19 protein-coding genes and 1 tRNA gene are annotated in these 19089 nt (G+C 48.9%); 4 read left to right on the top strand and 16 right to left on the bottom strand.

What is annotated here, in order from left to right:
• The first annotated feature begins 164 nt into the window (after window positions 1-164).
• Entirely contained in the window at window positions 165-1832 is a 1668-nt protein-coding gene (ettA, locus tag M0R47_RS06085; RefSeq protein ID WP_292551813.1) for an energy-dependent translational throttle protein EttA, read from the top strand.
• 175 nt (window positions 1833-2007) lie between these two features.
• Here ettA and tusC read toward each other — a convergent pair whose 3' ends face one another.
• The 6 genes from tusC to mtnA form a co-directional block, all read right to left on the bottom strand.
• Window positions 2008-2364: a sulfurtransferase complex subunit TusC gene (gene tusC, locus M0R47_RS06080; protein ID WP_292551810.1), complete on the bottom strand. Its 357-nt coding sequence runs from the start codon at window positions 2362-2364 to the stop codon at window positions 2008-2010.
• A gap of 4 nt (window positions 2365-2368) precedes the next feature.
• Entirely contained in the window at window positions 2369-2758 is a 390-nt protein-coding gene (tusD, locus tag M0R47_RS06075; RefSeq protein WP_292551807.1) for a sulfurtransferase complex subunit TusD, read from the bottom strand.
• Between the two features lie 185 nt (window positions 2759-2943).
• A complete protein-coding gene (locus M0R47_RS06070) occupies window positions 2944-3219 on the bottom strand; it encodes a type II toxin-antitoxin system HicB family antitoxin (protein ID WP_292551805.1) in 276 nt (91 codons plus the stop codon).
• A gap of 175 nt (window positions 3220-3394) precedes the next feature.
• The gene (locus M0R47_RS06065; RefSeq protein ID WP_292551801.1) at window positions 3395-3844 is read right to left on the bottom strand and encodes a hypothetical protein; all 450 of its coding nucleotides are present in this window, start codon (window positions 3842-3844) and stop codon (window positions 3395-3397) included.
• Window positions 3845-3990: 146 nt separating this feature from the next.
• The gene (cysZ, locus tag M0R47_RS06060; protein ID WP_292551798.1) at window positions 3991-4710 is read right to left on the bottom strand and encodes a sulfate transporter CysZ; all 720 of its coding nucleotides are present in this window, start codon (window positions 4708-4710) and stop codon (window positions 3991-3993) included.
• Window positions 4700-5734: an S-methyl-5-thioribose-1-phosphate isomerase gene (gene mtnA / locus M0R47_RS06055; protein ID WP_292551795.1), complete on the bottom strand. Its 1035-nt coding sequence runs from the start codon at window positions 5732-5734 to the stop codon at window positions 4700-4702. The genes cysZ and mtnA overlap by 11 nt, the downstream gene beginning before the upstream one ends.
• Before the next feature lie 150 nt (window positions 5735-5884).
• Here mtnA and M0R47_RS06050 point away from each other — a divergent pair, with 150 nt between their 5' ends.
• Window positions 5885-7198 (top strand): TRZ/ATZ family hydrolase, encoded by a 1314-nt coding sequence (locus M0R47_RS06050; protein ID WP_292551792.1) that lies wholly within the window; start codon window positions 5885-5887, stop codon window positions 7196-7198.
• Between the two features lie 257 nt (window positions 7199-7455).
• Window positions 7456-8043, top strand: coding sequence for a hypothetical protein (locus tag M0R47_RS06045; RefSeq protein ID WP_292551789.1), 588 nt, complete (start codon window positions 7456-7458; stop codon window positions 8041-8043).
• A 178-nt stretch (window positions 8044-8221) separates the two neighbouring features.
• Here the strand turns inward: M0R47_RS06045 and M0R47_RS06040 are convergent, their stop codons facing one another.
• The 8 genes from M0R47_RS06040 to M0R47_RS06005 all read right to left on the bottom strand — a co-directional run bounded on the left by M0R47_RS06040 (window position 8222) and on the right by M0R47_RS06005 (window position 16061).
• Window positions 8222-8689, bottom strand: a complete 468-nt coding sequence (locus tag M0R47_RS06040) for a CreA family protein (RefSeq protein WP_292551788.1) — start codon at window positions 8687-8689, stop codon at window positions 8222-8224.
• 90 nt (window positions 8690-8779) lie between these two features.
• Window positions 8780-8992, bottom strand: a complete 213-nt coding sequence (locus M0R47_RS06035; RefSeq protein WP_292551785.1) for a type II toxin-antitoxin system HicB family antitoxin — start codon at window positions 8990-8992, stop codon at window positions 8780-8782.
• 3 nt (window positions 8993-8995) lie between these two features.
• Entirely contained in the window at window positions 8996-9184 is a 189-nt protein-coding gene (locus M0R47_RS06030) for a type II toxin-antitoxin system HicA family toxin (protein WP_292551783.1), read from the bottom strand.
• 78 nt (window positions 9185-9262) lie between these two features.
• Entirely contained in the window at window positions 9263-10867 is a 1605-nt protein-coding gene (locus M0R47_RS06025) for a dipeptide ABC transporter ATP-binding protein (RefSeq protein WP_292551779.1), read from the bottom strand.
• Window positions 10860-12203, bottom strand: coding sequence for an ABC transporter permease (locus M0R47_RS06020; protein ID WP_292551777.1), 1344 nt, complete (start codon window positions 12201-12203; stop codon window positions 10860-10862). Before M0R47_RS06020 ends, M0R47_RS06025 begins: the two co-directional genes overlap by 8 nt.
• Window positions 12204-12308: 105 nt before the next feature.
• On the bottom strand, window positions 12309-12845 hold the full coding sequence (locus M0R47_RS06015) for a transposase (protein WP_292551774.1): 537 nt from the start codon (window positions 12843-12845) through the stop codon (window positions 12309-12311).
• A gap of 112 nt (window positions 12846-12957) precedes the next feature.
• Window positions 12958-13935, bottom strand: a complete 978-nt coding sequence (locus M0R47_RS06010) for an ABC transporter permease (protein ID WP_292551771.1) — start codon at window positions 13933-13935, stop codon at window positions 12958-12960.
• Entirely contained in the window at window positions 13932-16061 is a 2130-nt protein-coding gene (locus M0R47_RS06005) for an ABC transporter substrate-binding protein (protein WP_292551768.1), read from the bottom strand. Before M0R47_RS06005 ends, M0R47_RS06010 begins: the two co-directional genes overlap by 4 nt.
• Before the next feature lie 116 nt (window positions 16062-16177).
• Between M0R47_RS06005 and M0R47_RS06000 the strand changes: the two genes are divergently transcribed.
• Entirely contained in the window at window positions 16178-16960 is a 783-nt protein-coding gene (locus tag M0R47_RS06000; RefSeq protein WP_292551765.1) for an enoyl-ACP reductase, read from the top strand.
• A gap of 65 nt (window positions 16961-17025) precedes the next feature.
• On the opposite strand, the gene M0R47_RS05995 is transcribed toward M0R47_RS06000, so the two are convergent.
• Window positions 17026-18888, bottom strand: a complete 1863-nt coding sequence (locus M0R47_RS05995) for a SurA N-terminal domain-containing protein (protein ID WP_292551762.1) — start codon at window positions 18886-18888, stop codon at window positions 17026-17028.
• Between the two features lie 78 nt (window positions 18889-18966).
• Window positions 18967-19043 (bottom strand) — tRNA-Asp (locus M0R47_RS05990).
• Window positions 19044-19089 lie beyond the last annotated feature (46 nt).

The following is a 19089-nucleotide window of genomic DNA, read 5'->3' as shown; positions in this document are numbered from 1 at the left end:
ATACCGATTGCTGCTTTCGTGCTAAAAATTAACCACGCAGCATCCGCCTCATCATCAACACTTAAAAATTGCCAAATAACGTGGAATAATAACCGAGATCGCGCCAACCAAGGCGCCTGCTTTCTGGTACCCTATACCAATTTTAAACTGATGAACTAAACATTATGGCGCAATACATATATTCAATGAACCGGGTCGGCAAGATAGTCCCGCCCAAGAAATATATCCTCAAGGACATCTCGCTGTCTTTTTTTCCCGGCGCAAAGATCGGCGTATTGGGTTTAAACGGCTCGGGTAAATCGACGCTGCTACGCATCATGGCGGGCATCGACAAGGAAATCGAAGGCGAGGCTATCCCGCTTAAAGGCATCAACATCGGCTATTTACCGCAAGAGCCGCAGCTCGACCCCAATAAAACCGTGCGCGGCAATGTCGAGGAAGCGGTCGCGGAAATCAAGGAAACTTTGGCAAAACTCGACGCCGTCTATGCCGCTTACGCGCTGCCCGATGCCGACTTCGACAAACTCGCTGCCGAACAAGCGTTCCTGGAAGACTTCATCAACGCTTGCGACGGCCACAACCTGGACCGCAAGCTTGAAGTCGCTGCCGATGCGTTGCGGTTGCCGGATTGGGATGCCGATGTCACCAAACTGTCGGGCGGTGAAAAACGCCGCGTGGCCTTATGCCGCTTATTGCTGTCCAACCCCGACATGCTGTTATTGGACGAACCGACCAACCATTTGGATGCGGAATCGGTCGCCTGGCTGGAAAGATTTCTGCACGATTATCCCGGCACCGTGGTCGCGGTAACCCATGATCGCTACTTCCTGGACAATGTCGCCGGCTGGATTCTGGAGCTGGACAGAGGTTCCGGCATTCCGTGGGAAGGCAATTACTCCAGCTGGCTGGAGCAAAAGAGCAACCGTTTGTTGCAGGAAGAAAAACAGGAATCTTCCCGCCAAAAAGCCATGAAAGAAGAGTTGGAATGGGTGCGTTCCAGCCCCAAAGGCCGCCATGCTAAAAGCAAAGCCCGATTGGCCCGTTTTGAAGAGCTGTCTTCATCCGACGTGCAAAAACGCAACGAGACTCAGGAAATTTATATTCCGCCCGGACCTCGTCTGGGCGACGTGGTCATTGAGGCCGACAACATCAGCAAGGCTTTCGGCGACAAACTGTTATTCAACGGTTTGAGTTTTAAACTGCCGCCCGGCGGCATCGTCGGCATTATCGGCCCGAACGGCGCGGGTAAAACCACGCTGTTCCGCATGATGGCCGGTGTCGACAAGCCCGATTCAGGCGCTCTAACACTAGGGCAAACCGTTCAACTCGCCTATGTCGATCAGTTGCGTGATGACCTGGACCCGAAGAAAACCGTGTTTGATGAAATTTCCGACGGGCTGGACATGATTACCGTCGGCAAGTATGAAACGCCCTCCCGCGCCTATGTGGGCCGTTTCAACTTTAAAGGCGCGGATCAGGGAAAACGTATCGGCGATCTTTCCGGCGGCGAACGCAACCGCGTACATTTAGCCAAGCTGCTAAAAACCGGCGGCAACGTACTGTTGCTCGATGAGCCAACCAACGATCTGGACGTTGAAACCCTGCGCGCGTTGGAAGAAGCGCTGCTGGCCTTCCCCGGTTGCGCGGTGGTTATTTCGCATGACCGCTGGTTCCTGGACAGAATCGCCACGCACATGTTGGCGTTTGAAGGCGACAGTAACGTGGTCTGGTTTGAAGGCAACTATGAAGATTACGAAGCCGACCGTCACCGTCGGTTAGGTAGCGATGCGGATAATCCTCATCGGTTGAAGTATAAGAAGCTGACTGGCTAAAAAGATAAAACCACGAAGAACACAGAGAACACGAAGTTTTTATTTTGGCTTTTCTTCGTGCTCTTCGTGTCCTTCGTGGTGATTAATAGATCAGGTACAAAAAACACAAAATAATTTGGCTCTAAAGCCGTTTCCAGACCTTCCAGGTTTTAAAAACCTGGAAGGTCTCTAAACCCTACCCCGCAAACACCACATCAAATCGCTTCATCAATCCGGCTATGTCTTTCCGGTAAAACTCCTGCACCGACAAGCACAAATCTCCCGGCTTTAAGCCGCGTTCCTGTAGCGACTCCACTTCGGTGTAAATGTCATTCACATCGTAGATTTCCAGCGCCTTAAAAATAGCAGCGGTATCTTTCATGCCTGATAGCTCAGGCTTCTGCCCGTTTTTCAGCTGAAACACGCCATCATCCAGCAACAAGATGCTGACGTGCTGGTCGAACGCGGCTGTGGTCAGAATGATGTCCAGCATCTCCTGAACTTGGGCGCCGCTATGCGGCGGCTTGCGCAGTACGAATAAGTAACGTTTCATGCCTTCACCCGAATACGATAAAGCGATCGGCTTCCAGCGTGGCCTCGACCAGTTGCCCCAAACCGGAAATGCGAAAGCCATCGGCCAGATCATTATCCTGTTTGCCCTGCCGCTTGGCTTCGTCGCTGCATAGCAAGCCGCGCCGTTGGGCGGCGGAAATGCACACTACCAAGTCAATCTGATGCTGTCTTGCCAGCTCGCTCCATTGCGCGGTGAACTGGAGCTCGTCATTCGGCGGTGTCGCGTATTTGAATGCATGGTAAATGCCGTCTTGATAAAAAAATACCCGGAACACTTCATGTCCCGCTGCCAAGGCGGCATTGATGAATTGGTATGCGGTGTACCCGGCATTGGACTGGTAAGGGCTGGCGTTAACTTGTATTGCGAATTTCATTAGGGATTTAACCTCGTTCCCACGCAACGCATTACTACCATCAAGTTAAGAAATACACTGGTTCCCAAGCTCCAGCTTGGGAACCCAAGTAACGAAGCTCTAGCTTCGCGAGACGGGAAGCTAGAGCTTCCCGCACCAAATTCCCAAGCTGGAGCTTGGGAACTAGCACAATAATATTTCATGCTTTAGTGTTCCCACTCGTCGCGTATAGATTCAAATAATTGATCGACATGCTCTACATGGCTAACTCCAAAAAACTGTTCTGGATTTAACCGGACTTTTTCGGTATCTAGGTGGTTCTCGGCTTGCGCTTCAAGAAGCATTTTGGCTACGTCACGCGCAATTTCTAAGGTTTCGGTTATTGTCCGCCCTTGGGCAATTAAGCCGGAAATATCGTCCGAGGTAGCTAAATAAAGGCCTTCAGGTAGTTTTTCAATATGAAGATTAATAATCTGTTCCATACGATAAATCCTGGTAATTAAAAGTAATTTTGTAGGTCGGGCACCAACGGTAGGCGCTTTAGGCGACATCTTTTCGTTGCCCGACATTTAATGTATATGAATGTCGGGCATAAACAGCATGCCCGACTGCCTGACTGATTGCTAACCCCAAGCTAATCAGATGTGCTTATTTTGTCTATTTGCTAATAGGTACTAATTTGATGTGTGCTAGCCTCGCGAGAGTTTCTCCGGACTCAAAGCACCAACCTGGTGGCATTTCCGACTTATAATGCTTGTCAATTTCCGATGCTTGTTCTTTTGTTATTCTTGCGATCTTCCAATGCTTCTGAAGTAACTTCGCAATTTCCGTGTCACTCAGTACGTTTTCTTCAATGAGCCTAAGTGTTTCTCTTATTAGAACAGCACACGGAACAACATGTTCAGGATGAAAACCAGATTCATTTGTTACCTCAGCTGACTGACCTACCCCAACAAAGTCAAATTCCCAATGAAGCATGTGTTGAAATATTCTTGAGTGAAAACCGCAGTTAAAACCGCCAGCTCTTGCCTTTATAAGATTTCTAAAATGTTGTACTAGAAGCACACATGTTCGATATACAAGTTCTTCCTTTGAATTGTGCGACATTACTCTCCCTCAAATATAACTACAAATAGACAAATTTTAAGAATGGTTGCCGGAAACACCAGTTCTCGCTGCCGCTCGAACCGGCTTATTCCGGCCTACGGAACTGAAATCATCAGGATATATCAGATAACCTTTTCATCTACGCCTCAATCCTGCCTAATCTCATTAAAATAAAGCGTAGCACCAATCACCGCAGCCGGGGCGATGATGATATTCAGCAACGGAATGGTAAGCCCCAACACCGCCAGTCCGCCAAAACTTAACGCGCCCAGCCTTACGCTTTTGACCAGCTCTTTTTGCTCGGAAAACAATACGCCTTCGTTTTCAAGCGGGTAGGCCAAATACTCCAGCGCCATGCCCCAGGCTCCGAACAGCGCCCACAAAAAAGGCGCAATGACATTGATGCCGGGAATGATCGACAATATCAGCAATGGCAAGGCCCTGGTCGCCAGATAGCCCATGCGCTTAGCTTCCCCAACAAGGACTTTGGCCAAAGGCTGTTCAGCGCTTGCAAATGCCTGGCCTTTTACCATCGCCAGCGTTTTTGCGGATAATTTTCCGTAAAACGGCGCGGCCAATATATTCGCCAATAAGGTAAAGGTGAAAAAACCGGCAATAAAAAAGCTGATAAAAAACAACGGCCATAATATCCAGCTCAACCAACTCAGCCAGCTGGGGATAAACTGGTCAATCAAGTCTGAAATATAAAAATAACCCAAGGTTAACGCGGCGCTGTACAACACCACATTGATTAACATGGGGATAATGATGAATTTACGCAGTTCCGGACTGCTTAATAGATTCAGCCCCTTAAATAAAAAGCTAACGGCCAATACCGGATTGTTGCCTTTTTTATTAAATTGCATTTTTTAAACCTCTCACGCCTTGTTCGGAAGGATTTAATATTACGCCGCGTTCGGTCACAATCGCTGAAATCAATGCCGCCGGGGTCACGTCAAAAACCGGGTTCCAGGCACTGATCAAAGAACCTTCTTTGCTATAACAAGCGGGCAATAATTCGTTCTGATTGCGTTGCTCAATCTCTATCTTGTCGCCGTTTTCGATAGTCCAGTCGATGGTCGAAGTCGGCGCGGCGACCATCAACTTGACGCCATGCTGTTTGGCTAACACGGCCAGGGAATAGGTGCCGATTTTATTGGCGGCGTCGCCATTGGCTGCAATGCGGTCCGCGCCGACCACGATCCAATCGATAGCCCCGGATTTCATCAGCCATGCCGCCGCCGAATCGGCAATCAGGGTCGCCGGGATGCCGTCTTGCGCCAATTCCCAAACGGTCAGCCGCGCACCTTGCAGCCAGGGCCGGGTTTCGCCCGCATAAACGTTGAGGCGCTGTCTTTGATAAGCGCTGCGGATAACGCCCAGCGCCGTACCGTAGCCGCCTGTCGCCAGGGCACCTGCATTGCAATGCGTCATTACCCCCTTTGCACCGTCCAGAATATCGGCGCCGAATTCGCCCATTTTATGGTTGGCGGCAATATCATCGTTATGGATTTTTTCCGCACAAGCCAGAATGGCGGCCAGCGGATTATCAAGTTGCTTGGCTAGTTCGGCTTTCATCTGGTCCAAGGCCCAAAACAAATTGACCGCTGTGGGCCTGGACTTTGCCAGCAACTCGATATCGGCGGCCACTTTTTTCCGCCACTGATTGGACTGGGCATATTGTTTGCGAACCGACAGCACCACACCGTAAGCTGCCGCTATGCCGATAGCCGGTGCGCCGCGAACGCGCATGCTGGCAATGGCTTCGGTGACACCTTCGGCATCCTTGTATTCGTCGTAAACGATTTTTTCCGGCAATTGTCGCTGGTCCAGCACTTTTAAAGTATCGCCCGTCCATTGCAAGGCTTGTACAGTCAATCTATTTTGCATAGTCGTTAATATATAAATTAAAGTCTGATTGTTTAATGTCTTTTAAGAGGCGAAAGGCGAAGAAGCTTTTTTGCCCTTCGCCTAAATCTTCCTTCGTGCCGAATAGTTACTAAAAAGTTATAATTTGGCAATTCAATACAGGAATATCTTATGACAGTTGTCGATACCCTCATCCACGCTCGCTGGATTATACCCGTTGAACCGGAATCCGTAACCTATGATCACCATACGCTGGTTATCGATGGCGGCCGGATTATCGATCTGCTGCCTACCGAGCTCGCCAAGCAAAAATATCAGGGTACCACTACCGAAAATCTGGACAACCATGCCTTGCTGCCCGGCCTGATCAACAGTCACACTCATGCCGCAATGACACTAATGCGCGGCATTGCCGACGACTTGCAACTGATGGACTGGCTGCAAAACCATATTTGGCCGCTGGAACAAAAATGGATGACTGAGGCGTTTGTCAAAGACGGCACCGATCTGGCAATAGCCGAGATGATCCTGGGCGGGACAACTTGCTTCAATGACATGTATTTCTTCCCGGAAATTACCGCCGCGCAGGCGATACATCACGGCATCCGCGCCAGTGTCGGGCTGATCGTCATCGATTTCCCGACGGTCTGGGCCGAAAACAGCGACGCCTATATTGAAAAAGGCTTGGCGCTGCATGATCAACTGCGCCACCACCCGCTAATTTCCACACCGTTTGCACCGCATGCGCCGTACACAATATCTGACGAACCGCTACAAAAAATTAAAGCATTTACCGATGAGCTGGAGTTATCGATCCATATTCACGTCCACGAAACGCTGCACGAAACCGAACAGGCGCTGGAAAAAACCGGACAGCGGCCTTTGCAGCGGCTGCATGAACTCGGTCTGATCGATCCGTCATTCATCGCGGTGCACATGACCCAGCTAACCGACGATGAAATCGCGCTGTTTGCAGAATCCGGCGCTCATATCGTGCATTGCCCGGAATCCAATTTAAAACTGGCTAGCGGCTTTTGCCCGGTCGCTAAATGTATCGAAGCAGGCATTAACGTGGCCTTAGGCACTGACGGCGCGGCCAGCAACAACGACCTGGATATGTTCGGCGAAATGCGCACTGCGGCATTGCTCGGCAAAGCTGTTGCCGGTGACGCCAGCGCCATCCCCGCCATGACCGCCCTGCGCATGGCGACTATCAATGGAGCCAAAGCCTTGGGCCTGGACCATGAAACCGGCTCGTTGAGCATCGGCAAAGCCGCCGACGTGATCGCCATCGATTTATCGCATTTGGAAACCCAGCCGTTATATTGCCCGGTTTCGCAGATTGTTTATGCCGCAAGCCGCCAGCAAGTCACCGATGTCTGGGTCGCCGGCAAACGCCTGTTAAAGCAGCGCCATCTGACTACGGTTAATGTTGATGAGTTGAAAATAAAAATCGCCGAATGGCAGGAGCGGTTATCGAGTTGATTGATACCTTGTTCCACGCGCCGAATTGAACGACTTGAGTTTGCCGGGCAGTATCTTCCGTGCCCGGCATTTTTGCGTTTGAGGCAACGACGGGAGAGAAACCCAAACCCGTCGCCATATTTAGACCTATGAATGCCAGGCATAAACAGCATGCCCGGCTTACGCAACATCTTAACCAAACCAACGTAAACGTTTCGAACAGGGCAAGCCGCCCTTCGCCCCGCTTTGACGATTAAACCAGTTTAGAGAACTACCTTATGGTTGCAAACCTTATTATTTTTTTCTTGTATTTGATTGCAGTTATTTATTTCGCAGGCCTTGCGCTCATCAAAAGCCCAACGGAAGTAAGAATCAAAGAGGTCTACATGTATTCAGGAACCCTCGCCCTGATAGGCGTTATTAGCGAGGTGGCTGTTAACAGCTTCTGTAGAGCAGCTTTCCAATCGCCTCTTTGGGTATATCTAGTGACACCTGTGCATAATGGCGATACTTCGATTTTTGCGTTTTTCCAGTGGTCACTCTATGGCTACCATCTTTATTTTGTTAAGAAAAAGATTCACTACCTTAACCTTAAACATGAAGCCTATATTTTTGCTTTCGTGCTCTCTGTTGAGGCCTTGTTACTTGAAATATTTGTAAATATTTCAAGCGACTTTTTCCTTAACACGTTCATATTTTATTACACCCCCGGAGATATGGGACACATGACCTCTATCTATGTATTTCCTGTTTATCTTTTGGGCGGCGCCATACTGAATGAAATCTTTAAACGGTTTTTAAGAGACCCCTTATTTTTCGGCAACCTGAGCTTTTCCATTGCTTTTATTTTTGTGTTTTTAGCCTAATATTTTTTGCACTTTATTGAAACAAGCATCCGGTGCCCAAAGCTGTATCGTAAGATCATGGGTCATGAAGCCTTGTTCCTTCTGTAAAGGTTTGAGCAACTGGATAACTCGCTTTGGGCCCTTCAGCCAGCCTGTATGCCGCAATAACTCCAGCGTATTACGGCATTCGCTTGTCCTGCTAATCCCACTTCATAACCGGCACAGATGAAATGGCATTCTTTGGCGAGCCTTCAATCACTTTGTCACTGTAAGCCAAGTAGACCAGGACATTACGCTTCTTGTCATAGAAACGCACAACTTGCAGCGTCTTAAAAACCAGCGACAGGCTTTCTTTAAACACCGTACCGCCATTTTTCAATTTATCCAGCTTATTTACATCAATGGCGCCTATTTGCCGACATGAAATGGATGCCTCTGTCGGATCCTCAGCCAAGCCTACGGCGCCTTTCATCCCGCCTGTTTTAGCGCGTGAGATATGGCAAGCGACACCGGGAACCTCAGGATCGTCGAAAGCTTCGACCACAATTTTATTATTGGCCCCCAGAAATTTAAATGTCGTGCTGACATCACCGATTTCTTCGGCCGGTGCAGTAAAGGCTAATGTGCCGAGAGCTATTGTTGCCGCAAGTAAAATTTGTTTTTTCATAAGTTTTATTTACAAAGTTAAAGTTGTAAGTGAGTAAGGTCGGTCTGCTACGCGAAACCGACCTTACTCACTTCAAATATAATTAAATAATTAAGCGGCTATTTCAACATATTGAACGACACTTGCCGGTTCGGGTATTGGTAAACCATCTTCAACCAATCCTTCAATATGGAACTCCATTGCTTCGCGTATTTCATGCTCGACTTCCTCTAAAGTACCTCCAGTAGCAACGCAACCAGGCAAATCAGGCACATAGGCTGAATAGTTATTTTCCGCTTTTTCGACAACAATTGCGTAACGCATGGGTTACTCCTTTAGTTTTGCTTGTTTGATTATGCTACTTAAAGTGCCGGGAGCTAAATCATCGCCCGGTTTTCCTGGTACAGTTACGCGACCGCTTTTGATTGGATGCTTGAATTGCCGATGACTTCCGCGCGTAGCAACAAGGTACCAGCCGTCTTCTTTTAGCATGATTAATATTTCATTTACTTTCATGTCGGTAGATTAGCAGACTAAAACAGCGCGTCCCAAAATGCCACACATACCGACAAATGTTTGAAATGGAGTTCCACTTCAATGCTCCATCTTCAAAACCGGCACAGCCGCCAACAGTTTTTGGGTATAAGCCTGCTTGGGCTGCGTCAAAACCTCGGCCACGCTGCCCTGCTCTATGATCTTGCCCTTATACATCACGGCAACGTCATCGGCAATTTCCGCGACGACGGCAAGGTCATGGGTGATGAACAAATAGCTGACGCCTTTCTCCCGCTGCAAGGTTTTTAGCAACTGGATAATCTGCGCCTGTACCGACACGTCCAGCGCACTGGTCGGCTCGTCGCAAACGATCAGCTTGGGATCGACAGCAAGAGCCCGTGCAATGCAGATGCGCTGGCGCTGACCGCCGGAAAATTCGTGCGGGTAGCGCAGCGCCGAGTCTTCCGGTAAATCGACTTGCTGCAACAGTTGCCGGACTCTGCTCTTGCGCTCCTCTGAACTGGTATGAGGATGCAAGGCCCTGATGCCTTCGGCAATGATATCGCCGACCAGCATGCGCGGATTCATTGATGAAAACGGGTCCTGAAACACGATCTGGATATTGGCGCGTTGCTGCCGCAATGCTTCACCGGTCAAGGCATTCAACTCGACGCCGTTGATGACGACGCGCCCGCTGCCGGGTATCAGGTTCAGCAGGCTCTTGCCCAGGGTGGTTTTGCCGCAGCCGGATTCGCCGACCAGGGCCAGCGTTTTACCCTGCTGAATATTGAAACTGACGCCATCGACCGCCCGCACATGATCGACGATACGCTTGAAGATGCCTTTCCGTATCGGGTAATAACAATAAAAATCGCTGACCTGTAGCAGCGGCGGTTTTTCCTCGGCGCTGTGCGTTAAGCAGCTTTGCATCAACGGCAAGGCATTCAGCAGCTTGCGGGTGTAGGGGTGTTTGGGTTGGCTAAAAAACTCGGCGGTCAGGCCGGTTTCGACGATTTTACCCTGCTGCATCACTGCAACCCGATCGGCCATCGTGGACACCAGCGCCAAGTCATGACTGATCAGCCACAGCGCCATGCCGGTCTGCTGCTGGATGTTTTTCAGCAACGCCAGGATTTGCGCCTGGATGGTCACGTCTAGCGAGGTGGTCGGCTCATCGGCAATTAACAAATCCGGCTTTCCGGCCAAGGCAATGGCGATCATCACCCGCTGCCGCTGGCCGCCGGAAAGCTGATGCGGGTAGTCTTTAATGCGCTGCTGCGAATCGGGTATTTCAACCTGCTGCAATAATTCCAGCGCCCGTTGCTTAAGCGCTTCTCTGGGCAAGTCAAAATGCAGCTTGATGACTTCCTCGATTTGTCTGCCGATAGTCATCACCGGGTTCAATGAAGACATCGGGTCCTGGAAAATAAAGCCGATGCGCCGGCCGCGAATTTTGCACAGATCGAATTCCGAGCGGTTCAGCAAATTATCGCCATGTAGGCTGATCGCGTCGGCTTTAAGCCTTGCATTGTTCGGCAACAACCTGAGCACCGACAAGGCGGTGATCGATTTGCCGGAACCGGATTCCCCGACCAACGCAAAGGTTTCGCCTGCCTGAATTTCAAAACTGATGTCATCGACGACTTTCTGCCGGTGGTTGAAGGTGACGCTAAGGCGCCGTACGGCCAGTATCGGATTATTCATTGCCGCTCCTTCTTGGATCGAACGCATCCTGAACCACGTCGGCAAACAAATTGGCTGCCAGCACCAACGCAAACATAAACACAAAAGCAGCCGACAGCGACCACCACACGATAGGCTCGCGCGCCATTTCCAGCCGCGCGCCGTTAATCATATTGCCCCAGCTGTAGCTGGTCGGGTCGACGCCGATATTGATGTACGACAACACGGCTTCGGCCAGCACCAGCGAACTGAAATCCAGCACCACTGAGATCAACACGATATGCATCACGTTAGGCAGAATATGGCGCAGCAAAATCGCGCCTTGCTTGACTCCTAAAGCTTGCGCGGCCTGGACGTATTCCATTTCCCGGAGTTTGAGGGTTTCCGCCCGGAGCAACCGGCACAAGCCTGTCCAGCTGGTCACGCCGAGAATCATGCACAGAAACAATAAACGCATATCGGCCCTGACGATGACGCTGGTAAAGTCCGCTTCGTGATTGGCCATGTACACCTGCACCATCAGGATGGAGGCGGCGATCAGCAATACGCTGGGAATGGAATTTAGCGTGGTGTAGATGTATTGGATGACGTCATCCACCCAGCCGCGGAAAAAGCCGGCCAGGATGCCGAAAACGATCGCCATCGGCAGCATGATTAACGTGGTTAACGTGCCGATAACCAAGCCGGTGCGGATGCTTTTTATCGCCTGATAAAAAACGTCTTCGCCGACTTTATCGGTGCCGAACACATGGTAATAGCCGGATAGATAGATTAAGGCATAACTAAACGACACCATAAAAAACGCTACCGCCCAGACTGTTTTTGCCGTTGAGCTGCGCATAAAACGTTTATGCTGCTCAACAAATAACATCCACATAAGCAGCATAAAAAAACCAATCAGGCTGGCGCCTTGGGCCAAACCGTAAACTGTTTTTTGTAAAATATCGGGGACTTTCTCTATCTCAGGATTATTCAAATGCCTGCCGCCGAACTCCAGGCGCGGGTAACCCCATTGCATGGAGCCGTCTGCCAACGTCATCATTTCCTTGCTGTAAAGCGTGGTCGCAAAAGGCGCGGAGTAGGTTTTTTCGCCATGCTCGCGTAGCGGCGTCGCCCAATCGTCCAGCAGGCTGATGATCTCGTTTTTTTTATCGTCGGCAGGCCTGAAATGCACGGAATCGAGCAAGCCGATCAGCACAAAAAACAGCAACACCACCAGCGACACCATGCCGATTTTGCTGCGGCCAATTTGCTGCAGCGGGCGCTGGATATGTTCCTTGCCGCGCAGGTACAAGCCCAGCGCCAGCATCACTGCGATCAGCAAGTAAATCAGCGCGTCTGTCCATAGAACAATCATTGCGTTAGCCTGTGTTGGTCACATCCGACAATATTCAAAGCTAGCTTTGAACTCCATTTTAAATAGTGGACGCCTGAATCGGAGTCCAAAGCTGGCTTTGGACTATTAAAAATCATCTTCTTGCAACACCATTTTTTGATAACCGTCATTGTCTTTAAATTGTTTAGCCAAATCTTCCCGTCCCGATTGCGCTAACCGTTGATGAAAACTGGAAAACGGATAAGCGTGTAAATCCTCACAGTAGCCATGCTTGACCGGATTAATCAATAAATAATTCAACCGAACCAAGTAATCTTTTTCATCGCGCGGACAATAATCCCAAAAGTTCCACCAAACCGGTAGCTCACATAAGCAGTGCGCTTGAATAACATGACTGGTTATGCCATGAATTTTACGAAAAATCTTGCTCAAGTCATCGCCTTTATCACTCACGCCTAAAAGATGATAATGGTTATCCAGAATCACCCAATCGTTTAGCGTCCAATTTTTCTCACGAAAGCAGGCCTTAATCGTTTCCAGCAAATGCTGCTTGACAGTATCGGCTGCCAATAGCGGTCTTTTTTGATAAATGGCGCTGGTGACAAAATAGGGCGTATTGTCCAAAAATAAATGCGCTGGCGTATGTAGGCTTTTCTTTAGCATCGCAGAACCTTTACAAATCGTTCAAAGCCAGCTTTGAACTCCGACTAAATGACTAAATACGTGTTAAACCACCAGTATTGTTCAAAGCTGGCTTTGAACAATACTCAAATCATTACGATAACCTCACGCGCGGATCAACCAGTGTGTAAGAAATATCGGTCAACAATAGCCCGATCACGTATAACACCGAACCCAGGAAAACCATGGCCCGGACGATCGCAAAATCCTGCATGTTGATCGCATCTATGGTGTAACTGCCCAAACCGGGGATGCTAAAAAACGATTCCATGATCAAGCTGCCCATGAATAACAGCGGCAGCACCACGACGACACCAGTCAAAATGGGGATCATCGCGTTCGGCAATACATGCTGAAACAGGGTTTGTGTTTCGGTCAGGCCTTTGGCTCTTGCGGTGCGCACATAGTCTTTTTCGACTTCTTCCAAAAACAGGGTTCGGTACCAGCGCACGCCTGAACCTATGCCTGAAAATACGCCGATCAGCACCGGCAGGATAAGGAATTTAATGGCCGCCAAACCGCCGTCATAGCCGGAAATGGGCACTAATCTTAATACCTTGCCGATGAAAAACTGCCCGCCGATAATATAAAACAGCGACGAAATCGACATCAAAATCACGCACAGCACGATGCCCCCATGTTCCAGATAAGTGTTGCGAAACAAGACCATCATTAAGGCAAAACAGATATTTACCAGCAGGCCGACTATCAACGTCGGCAACGCCACGGCCAGACTGGGCCAAGCACGCTCTTTAATGTCCGCGCCAATATTCCTGCCGCTATCGGACACGCCGAAGCGAAACAAAAACAGGCCGACCGATTTTTGATAGAAAATGGTGTCGGTTATTTTTTTCGCGCCTTCTCTGTCGCTATTCCAGAGCAGCGGCATATCGTAACCATGCTGCTGTTTCCAGTTTGCGATGGATTGTTCGGTCACGTGCTTTTGCCCCAGTTGCATACGCGCCATGTCGTCAGGACTGTTAACGACAAAAAACAGCACGAAGGTTAAGATATTGACGCCCATCAACAAAGGCAAACTATACAGAAGCCGCCGGATAATATATTGGGTCATAAATTGGGTTCCTTTGCTCGGCGGCGGTAGGCATTAACCGCCGGAATCAGCATCAGCACAAATCCCCCGCCGACCAATGCCAACGGCCAGAATACCGGGTTGTTCCACAGCTGCCTTTTCTCGGCTCGGGCGGCTGTATCGATGCGGGTATATTTAAGCTGGTTATTCGCCATCAGGTTCGGCTTGAGGTTTTTGTACCAGCTGTGAAATAGTGAAAAATTCTTCGGATGAAAGCCGAAAATCCAAGGTGCATCGTGACGCACGATCTCCTGCATTTGCTGAATAATCCGGTAGCGTTGCTCGCTGTTATCCATGTTGCGCATTTGCTCGAATAAGCGGTCGAATTCAGGATTCCGGTAATTCGAGGCATTTTCGCCGCCGTGCTTCACTTTGGAATTTGGGCCGTACAGCAGGAAAAAGAAGTTCTCGGGATCGGGATAATCGGCATTCCAGCCCCAGAAAAACAGCTGGGCATTGCCGGTGCGCATTTTTTCCTGAAAACGATTGTAGTCGGTGGCGCGTATAACCAGTTTTATACCCAGCTTTTCAAATTGCTTGCGATACCAGTTCATTCTGGGGCGGTCGTCAACACTGGTCGCGGTGGTGTCGAAGTATAAAATCAGCGCCTCTTTGGTTTTGGGGTCTATGCCGCCGGCATAGCCGGCTTCGGCCATCAATTGCCGTGCTGCCTCGATTTTTTTGCGTTGCGGCTTGCCGTTTTGGTTATCGTAAACATAGGGATTGATGCCCGTTTCATCCTCGGCAAAGCCGTAGATGCCGGGAGGCAATGCGCCTTGTGCCGCAACGCCGCGCCCGTTCATAAAAATAGAGATAAACTCTTCATAATCGACCACTATAGAAATCGCCTGCCGCAACTTTCTGGCCTGCTCGGTCGCACCGCCGACGGTGGTGTCCAACATGTTAAAACCCATATAAAAATTGGAGGTCGTTACCGACGTTTGCAGCTGAATGCCTTTTTCCAGCAACGACGGCGTCAGCGCCACGCCTCCGCTGCCGGTAAATTGTATGGCCTGATCGAAGCTGTCCGAGGCGATGCCCGACGCATCGTAATAACCTTGCAGGAACTTGGTCCAGTAGGGGATGGTTTCTTTTTCCAGCATAAAAACCACTTTGTCGATAAACGGCAGCGGTTTTCCGGCATCGGCCAGCAGGCCTTTTTGCTGGTCTTCCGGCTCGCCTTCGCTCGGATAGGTTTCTAGATGGAACAACGGATTTTTCAGCAGGATCATGCGCCGGTTCGGGTTATTCTCTGACAGCAAATATGGCCCGGTGCCGATCGGAAACCAGTCCAAGGTAATGTTTTTGTCGGCAAGCCCCGGCTGGTCGTAAAACACATCCGCTTCCCACGGCATCGGCGAGAAGAACGGCATGGCCAGCCAGTAGATGAACTGCGGGTATTTGCCTTTAATACGAATGCGGTACTGGTAGCGACTCAGCGATGTTGCCCCCTCTATCGGTAGGTCTCTAACCGCTGTCTTGGGTTTATCTTTGACCTGCTTGGAAAAATCGTCAAAGCCGACAATATAATTCTTCATGATTTCAGCAATCGGCGATTGGATCTTGGGATGCGCCAAACGTTTGATCTGGTAAACATAATCCTCGGCGGTGAGTTCGCGCGAGCCGGTAGTTTTAAAATCATTCAGCGAGGTAGCGGCCTCGATTTGCTCTTTGTCTAACTGGTGATATTCATAAGCGCCTTGGAAGTTTTTAGCCAGCGCGGGGTGCGGTTGGTATTTAATGCCTGACTGGATTTCAATCACATAATCGCTAAATGCGATATCGCTGTTATTTGCGCCCTGCCCCAGCTTTTCGCCTTTCTGGTTCAGATAAATCACTTCAGGCATACGAGTGGCGGTGAGCGGTACAACCTGATAAGGCCTTTTCAGGTAATGATATTGAAACGGCGGTTCGTATATTTGCGAGATAAAGGCATATTCATTAGAACTGTAGGCGACAGCCGGATCCATATGCTTGGGCCGCTCTGAAAAGGATTCATACAAAACCGCCTGCTCGCCCTCATCTTCCGGATAAGGATTGTTAAGTTGCCCAGAGGCCAGCGCAGCGCACGAAAACGAGACGGCCCCAAATATGACCGACAATATCATAATTAATACACGAGCTTTGCAGGTACGCATCTTCATAGACAAAAGACTGGACATCAATAAAAGGGTCATAGATACTTGAAACTCTATTGTAACAACAAAAACATTGGGAGATGATAATGGGTTTTATGCAAGGCAAACGAGTCTTGATTGTAGGTTTAGCCAGTAACCGTTCTATTGCATGGGGAATTGCTCAAGCCATGCACCGCGAGGGAGCTGAATTAGCCTTTACCTTTCAGAATGAAAAGCTGCAAAGTCGCGTCGAAGAAATGGCTGGTCAATGTGATTCCAACATTACCATTGAATGCGATGTCAGCATTGATGCTCATATCGACAATGTATTTAACAAACTGGGCGAACACTGGGACGGCCTGGATTGTATCGTGCATTCGGTTGCTTACGCGCCTCGTGACGCGCTGAATGGTGATTATGTTGACGTCACCACCCGCGAAAACTTTCAGATTGCCCATGATATCAGCTCCTACAGCTTTACCGCTCTGGCAAAAGCCGGGCGCGCAATGATGCAAGGCCGTAACGGTTCTCTTTTGACTCTGTCTTATTTAGGCGCCGACAGGGCGATTCCTAACTACAATGTCATGGGCGTGGCTAAAGCCAGCCTGGAAGCCAATGTCCGCTATATGGCTGTAGCGCTAGGTGCCGAGGGTACGCGCGTTAATGCGATCTCGGCAGGCCCTATCAGAACGCTCGCCGCGTCGGGCATTAATGATTTTAAAGCCATGCTCAGCAAAGCGGCCGATACTGCGCCGTTAAGAAGAAACGTAAGCATTGAAGAAGTTGGCAATGCCGCGGCATTTATGTGTTCGGATCTGGCTTCGGGTATTACCGGCGAAATCACTTTTGTCGATTGCGGCTATAACATTGCCGGTCTAGCGGCATCTTAATGCAAAAGTAGCGCACAAAAAAAGGGAGCTTTAAGCTCCCTTTTTTATTTCCGGCCCAGCAGTTTTTACTTAGGCGCTCTCACCTCTATGTCAGCATCAGCCTGCAAGCTGTTTATCAATGCATTGAATTCAGTCTGACCGAACGCTTTGGCAATATTTTTAGTCGCCAGTTCCATTTGTTTCTTGTCATCCTCAGTCATTGCACCCTCTTTTACTTTTGACAGGCTCACAACCACTTGCTCGCCGGCAGGCAATTCGGCGATAAAGACAGTCGGCTTGCCGCCAACAGGTTTAGCTGCCTTGAAAATGGCCTGACTCAACGGAAGCGGCACATCTTCCTTGCTACGCGTTAATCCTGTTGCTGTCTTCACTTGCAGCTTATTTTCAGCCGCAACAGCTTGAATGGATTCTCCCGCCTGCAATCGAGCCTTAATCTGACGGGCTTTTTCAACAGCTTGTTGCTTAGCCTCATCAGTTAGTAATGCGTCAACTATATCCTTCTTAACATCTTTTAGGTCGCGTACAGCAGCAGGTTTATGCTCCAGCATTCGCAATGCAACCAGACGATCGGTTCCTAATTCTATTGGCGCACTATTGTTACCTTTCAGAACTTCTTCAGCAAAAGCAGCATTACGAATTTTTTCTTCAGCGGCAATGCCGTCGCCTTTATCTTTGGTAAACAAGGCTGTTTTCTTAACAGCAATGCCCAAAGCGTCCGCCACGGTTTTCAGGTTGTCGGGATTTTCATAACTCATTTCAGTTAATTTTTCCCCCGCCTCATAAAAGGCATTTTCCGCTTGGGCTTTTTGATAAGCCTTGGTTACTTCATTTTTGACTGATTCAAACGGTTTAACCTCGCCAGACACTAACTCGGTAACTTTTATCAAATGATAACCAAACGCCGATTTAACGGGATTTGATACTTCACCCAGTTTTAAAGAGCTTGCTGCATCTTCAAACGATTTCTCCATGACGCCTGCATTAAACAGGCCTAAATCTCCGCCTGTTTTAGCGGTTAGCTTGTCATCGGAAACTTCCGCCGCTAAAGCGGCAAAGTCTTTATTTGCAAGTTCTTGTTTTGCCTTTAAAGCTTTTTCCAGTGCGGTTTTCTCGTCGGTCTTGTCGTTAATTGCAAACAGGATATGACTGATTTTTCTTCGCTCTGGGGTGGTATATTGATCTTTCTGCTCTTCATAGAACGCTTTCAGCTTGTCATCGGTTACCGTTATAGTCTTGGCTATATCTTCAAGTGATAATTCTACGTACTCTACCGAAACCTGCTCAGGTATTCGAAACAAATCCTGATGCTGCTGGTAATAAGTCTCTATCTCTTGCTCTGAGGGTTGTTCCGTCAACTTCTGTACAGCAACGGTGACATAATCCACGTCGCGCTGTTGATTCTGGATTTTGAAAAAGCTTTCCACATCATATTTAGTTGCAAAACTGCTATCTATAATGCTGCGCTGAAACTGCTCCATAATCAGAGCATTCTTGATTCTATTTACAAATTCAGCCGAGGATATTTTTTGTGAATTAAGCATTGCCTTGTAACGCTTATCATCAAACTTACCATCTACCTGAAAATAGGGCAAAGATTTTATAAATTCACGCGCGGCATCATCTGTTGTTACAAGTCCCTGAGCACGTACATACTGCAACAAAACCTCATCCTTTATCAGTTTTTCCAAGGCTTGCGCCTTCAAGCTTTGTTCATCAAACGTCATTCCCTGGAGTTGCTGGCTATATTGCTCGTAAGCCCTATTAACATCGCGCTGATAAAAATCTTTATCGCCTACGGAAGCGACAGGCGCTTCTTCTCCAGTATCCAGGTAATTCTGTATGCCCCATAATGCAAAAGGTACACAAATCACTATCAGAATACCCCATGCGAAAGCACCTTGTGCTTTTTCTCTTATTTTTGTCAGCATATGATCTATCCTAAAGAAACAACTTAATTTTAATCAAAAAAAAAGCCCCGAACCAATCGATCCGGGGCTTTTTAATTTTGGCGGAGTGGACGGGGCTCGAACCCGCGACCACCGGCGTGACAGGCCGGTATTCTAACCAACTGAACTACCACTCCAAAGTCTGGTGGGTGCTGAGGGGTTCGAACCCCCGACCCTCGCCTT

This window comes from Methylobacter sp., assembly GCF_023227905.1.
Classification (GTDB): Bacteria; Pseudomonadota; Gammaproteobacteria; order Methylococcales; family Methylomonadaceae; genus Methylobacter_A.
This window is presented reverse-complemented; position numbering and strand designations above follow the sequence as displayed.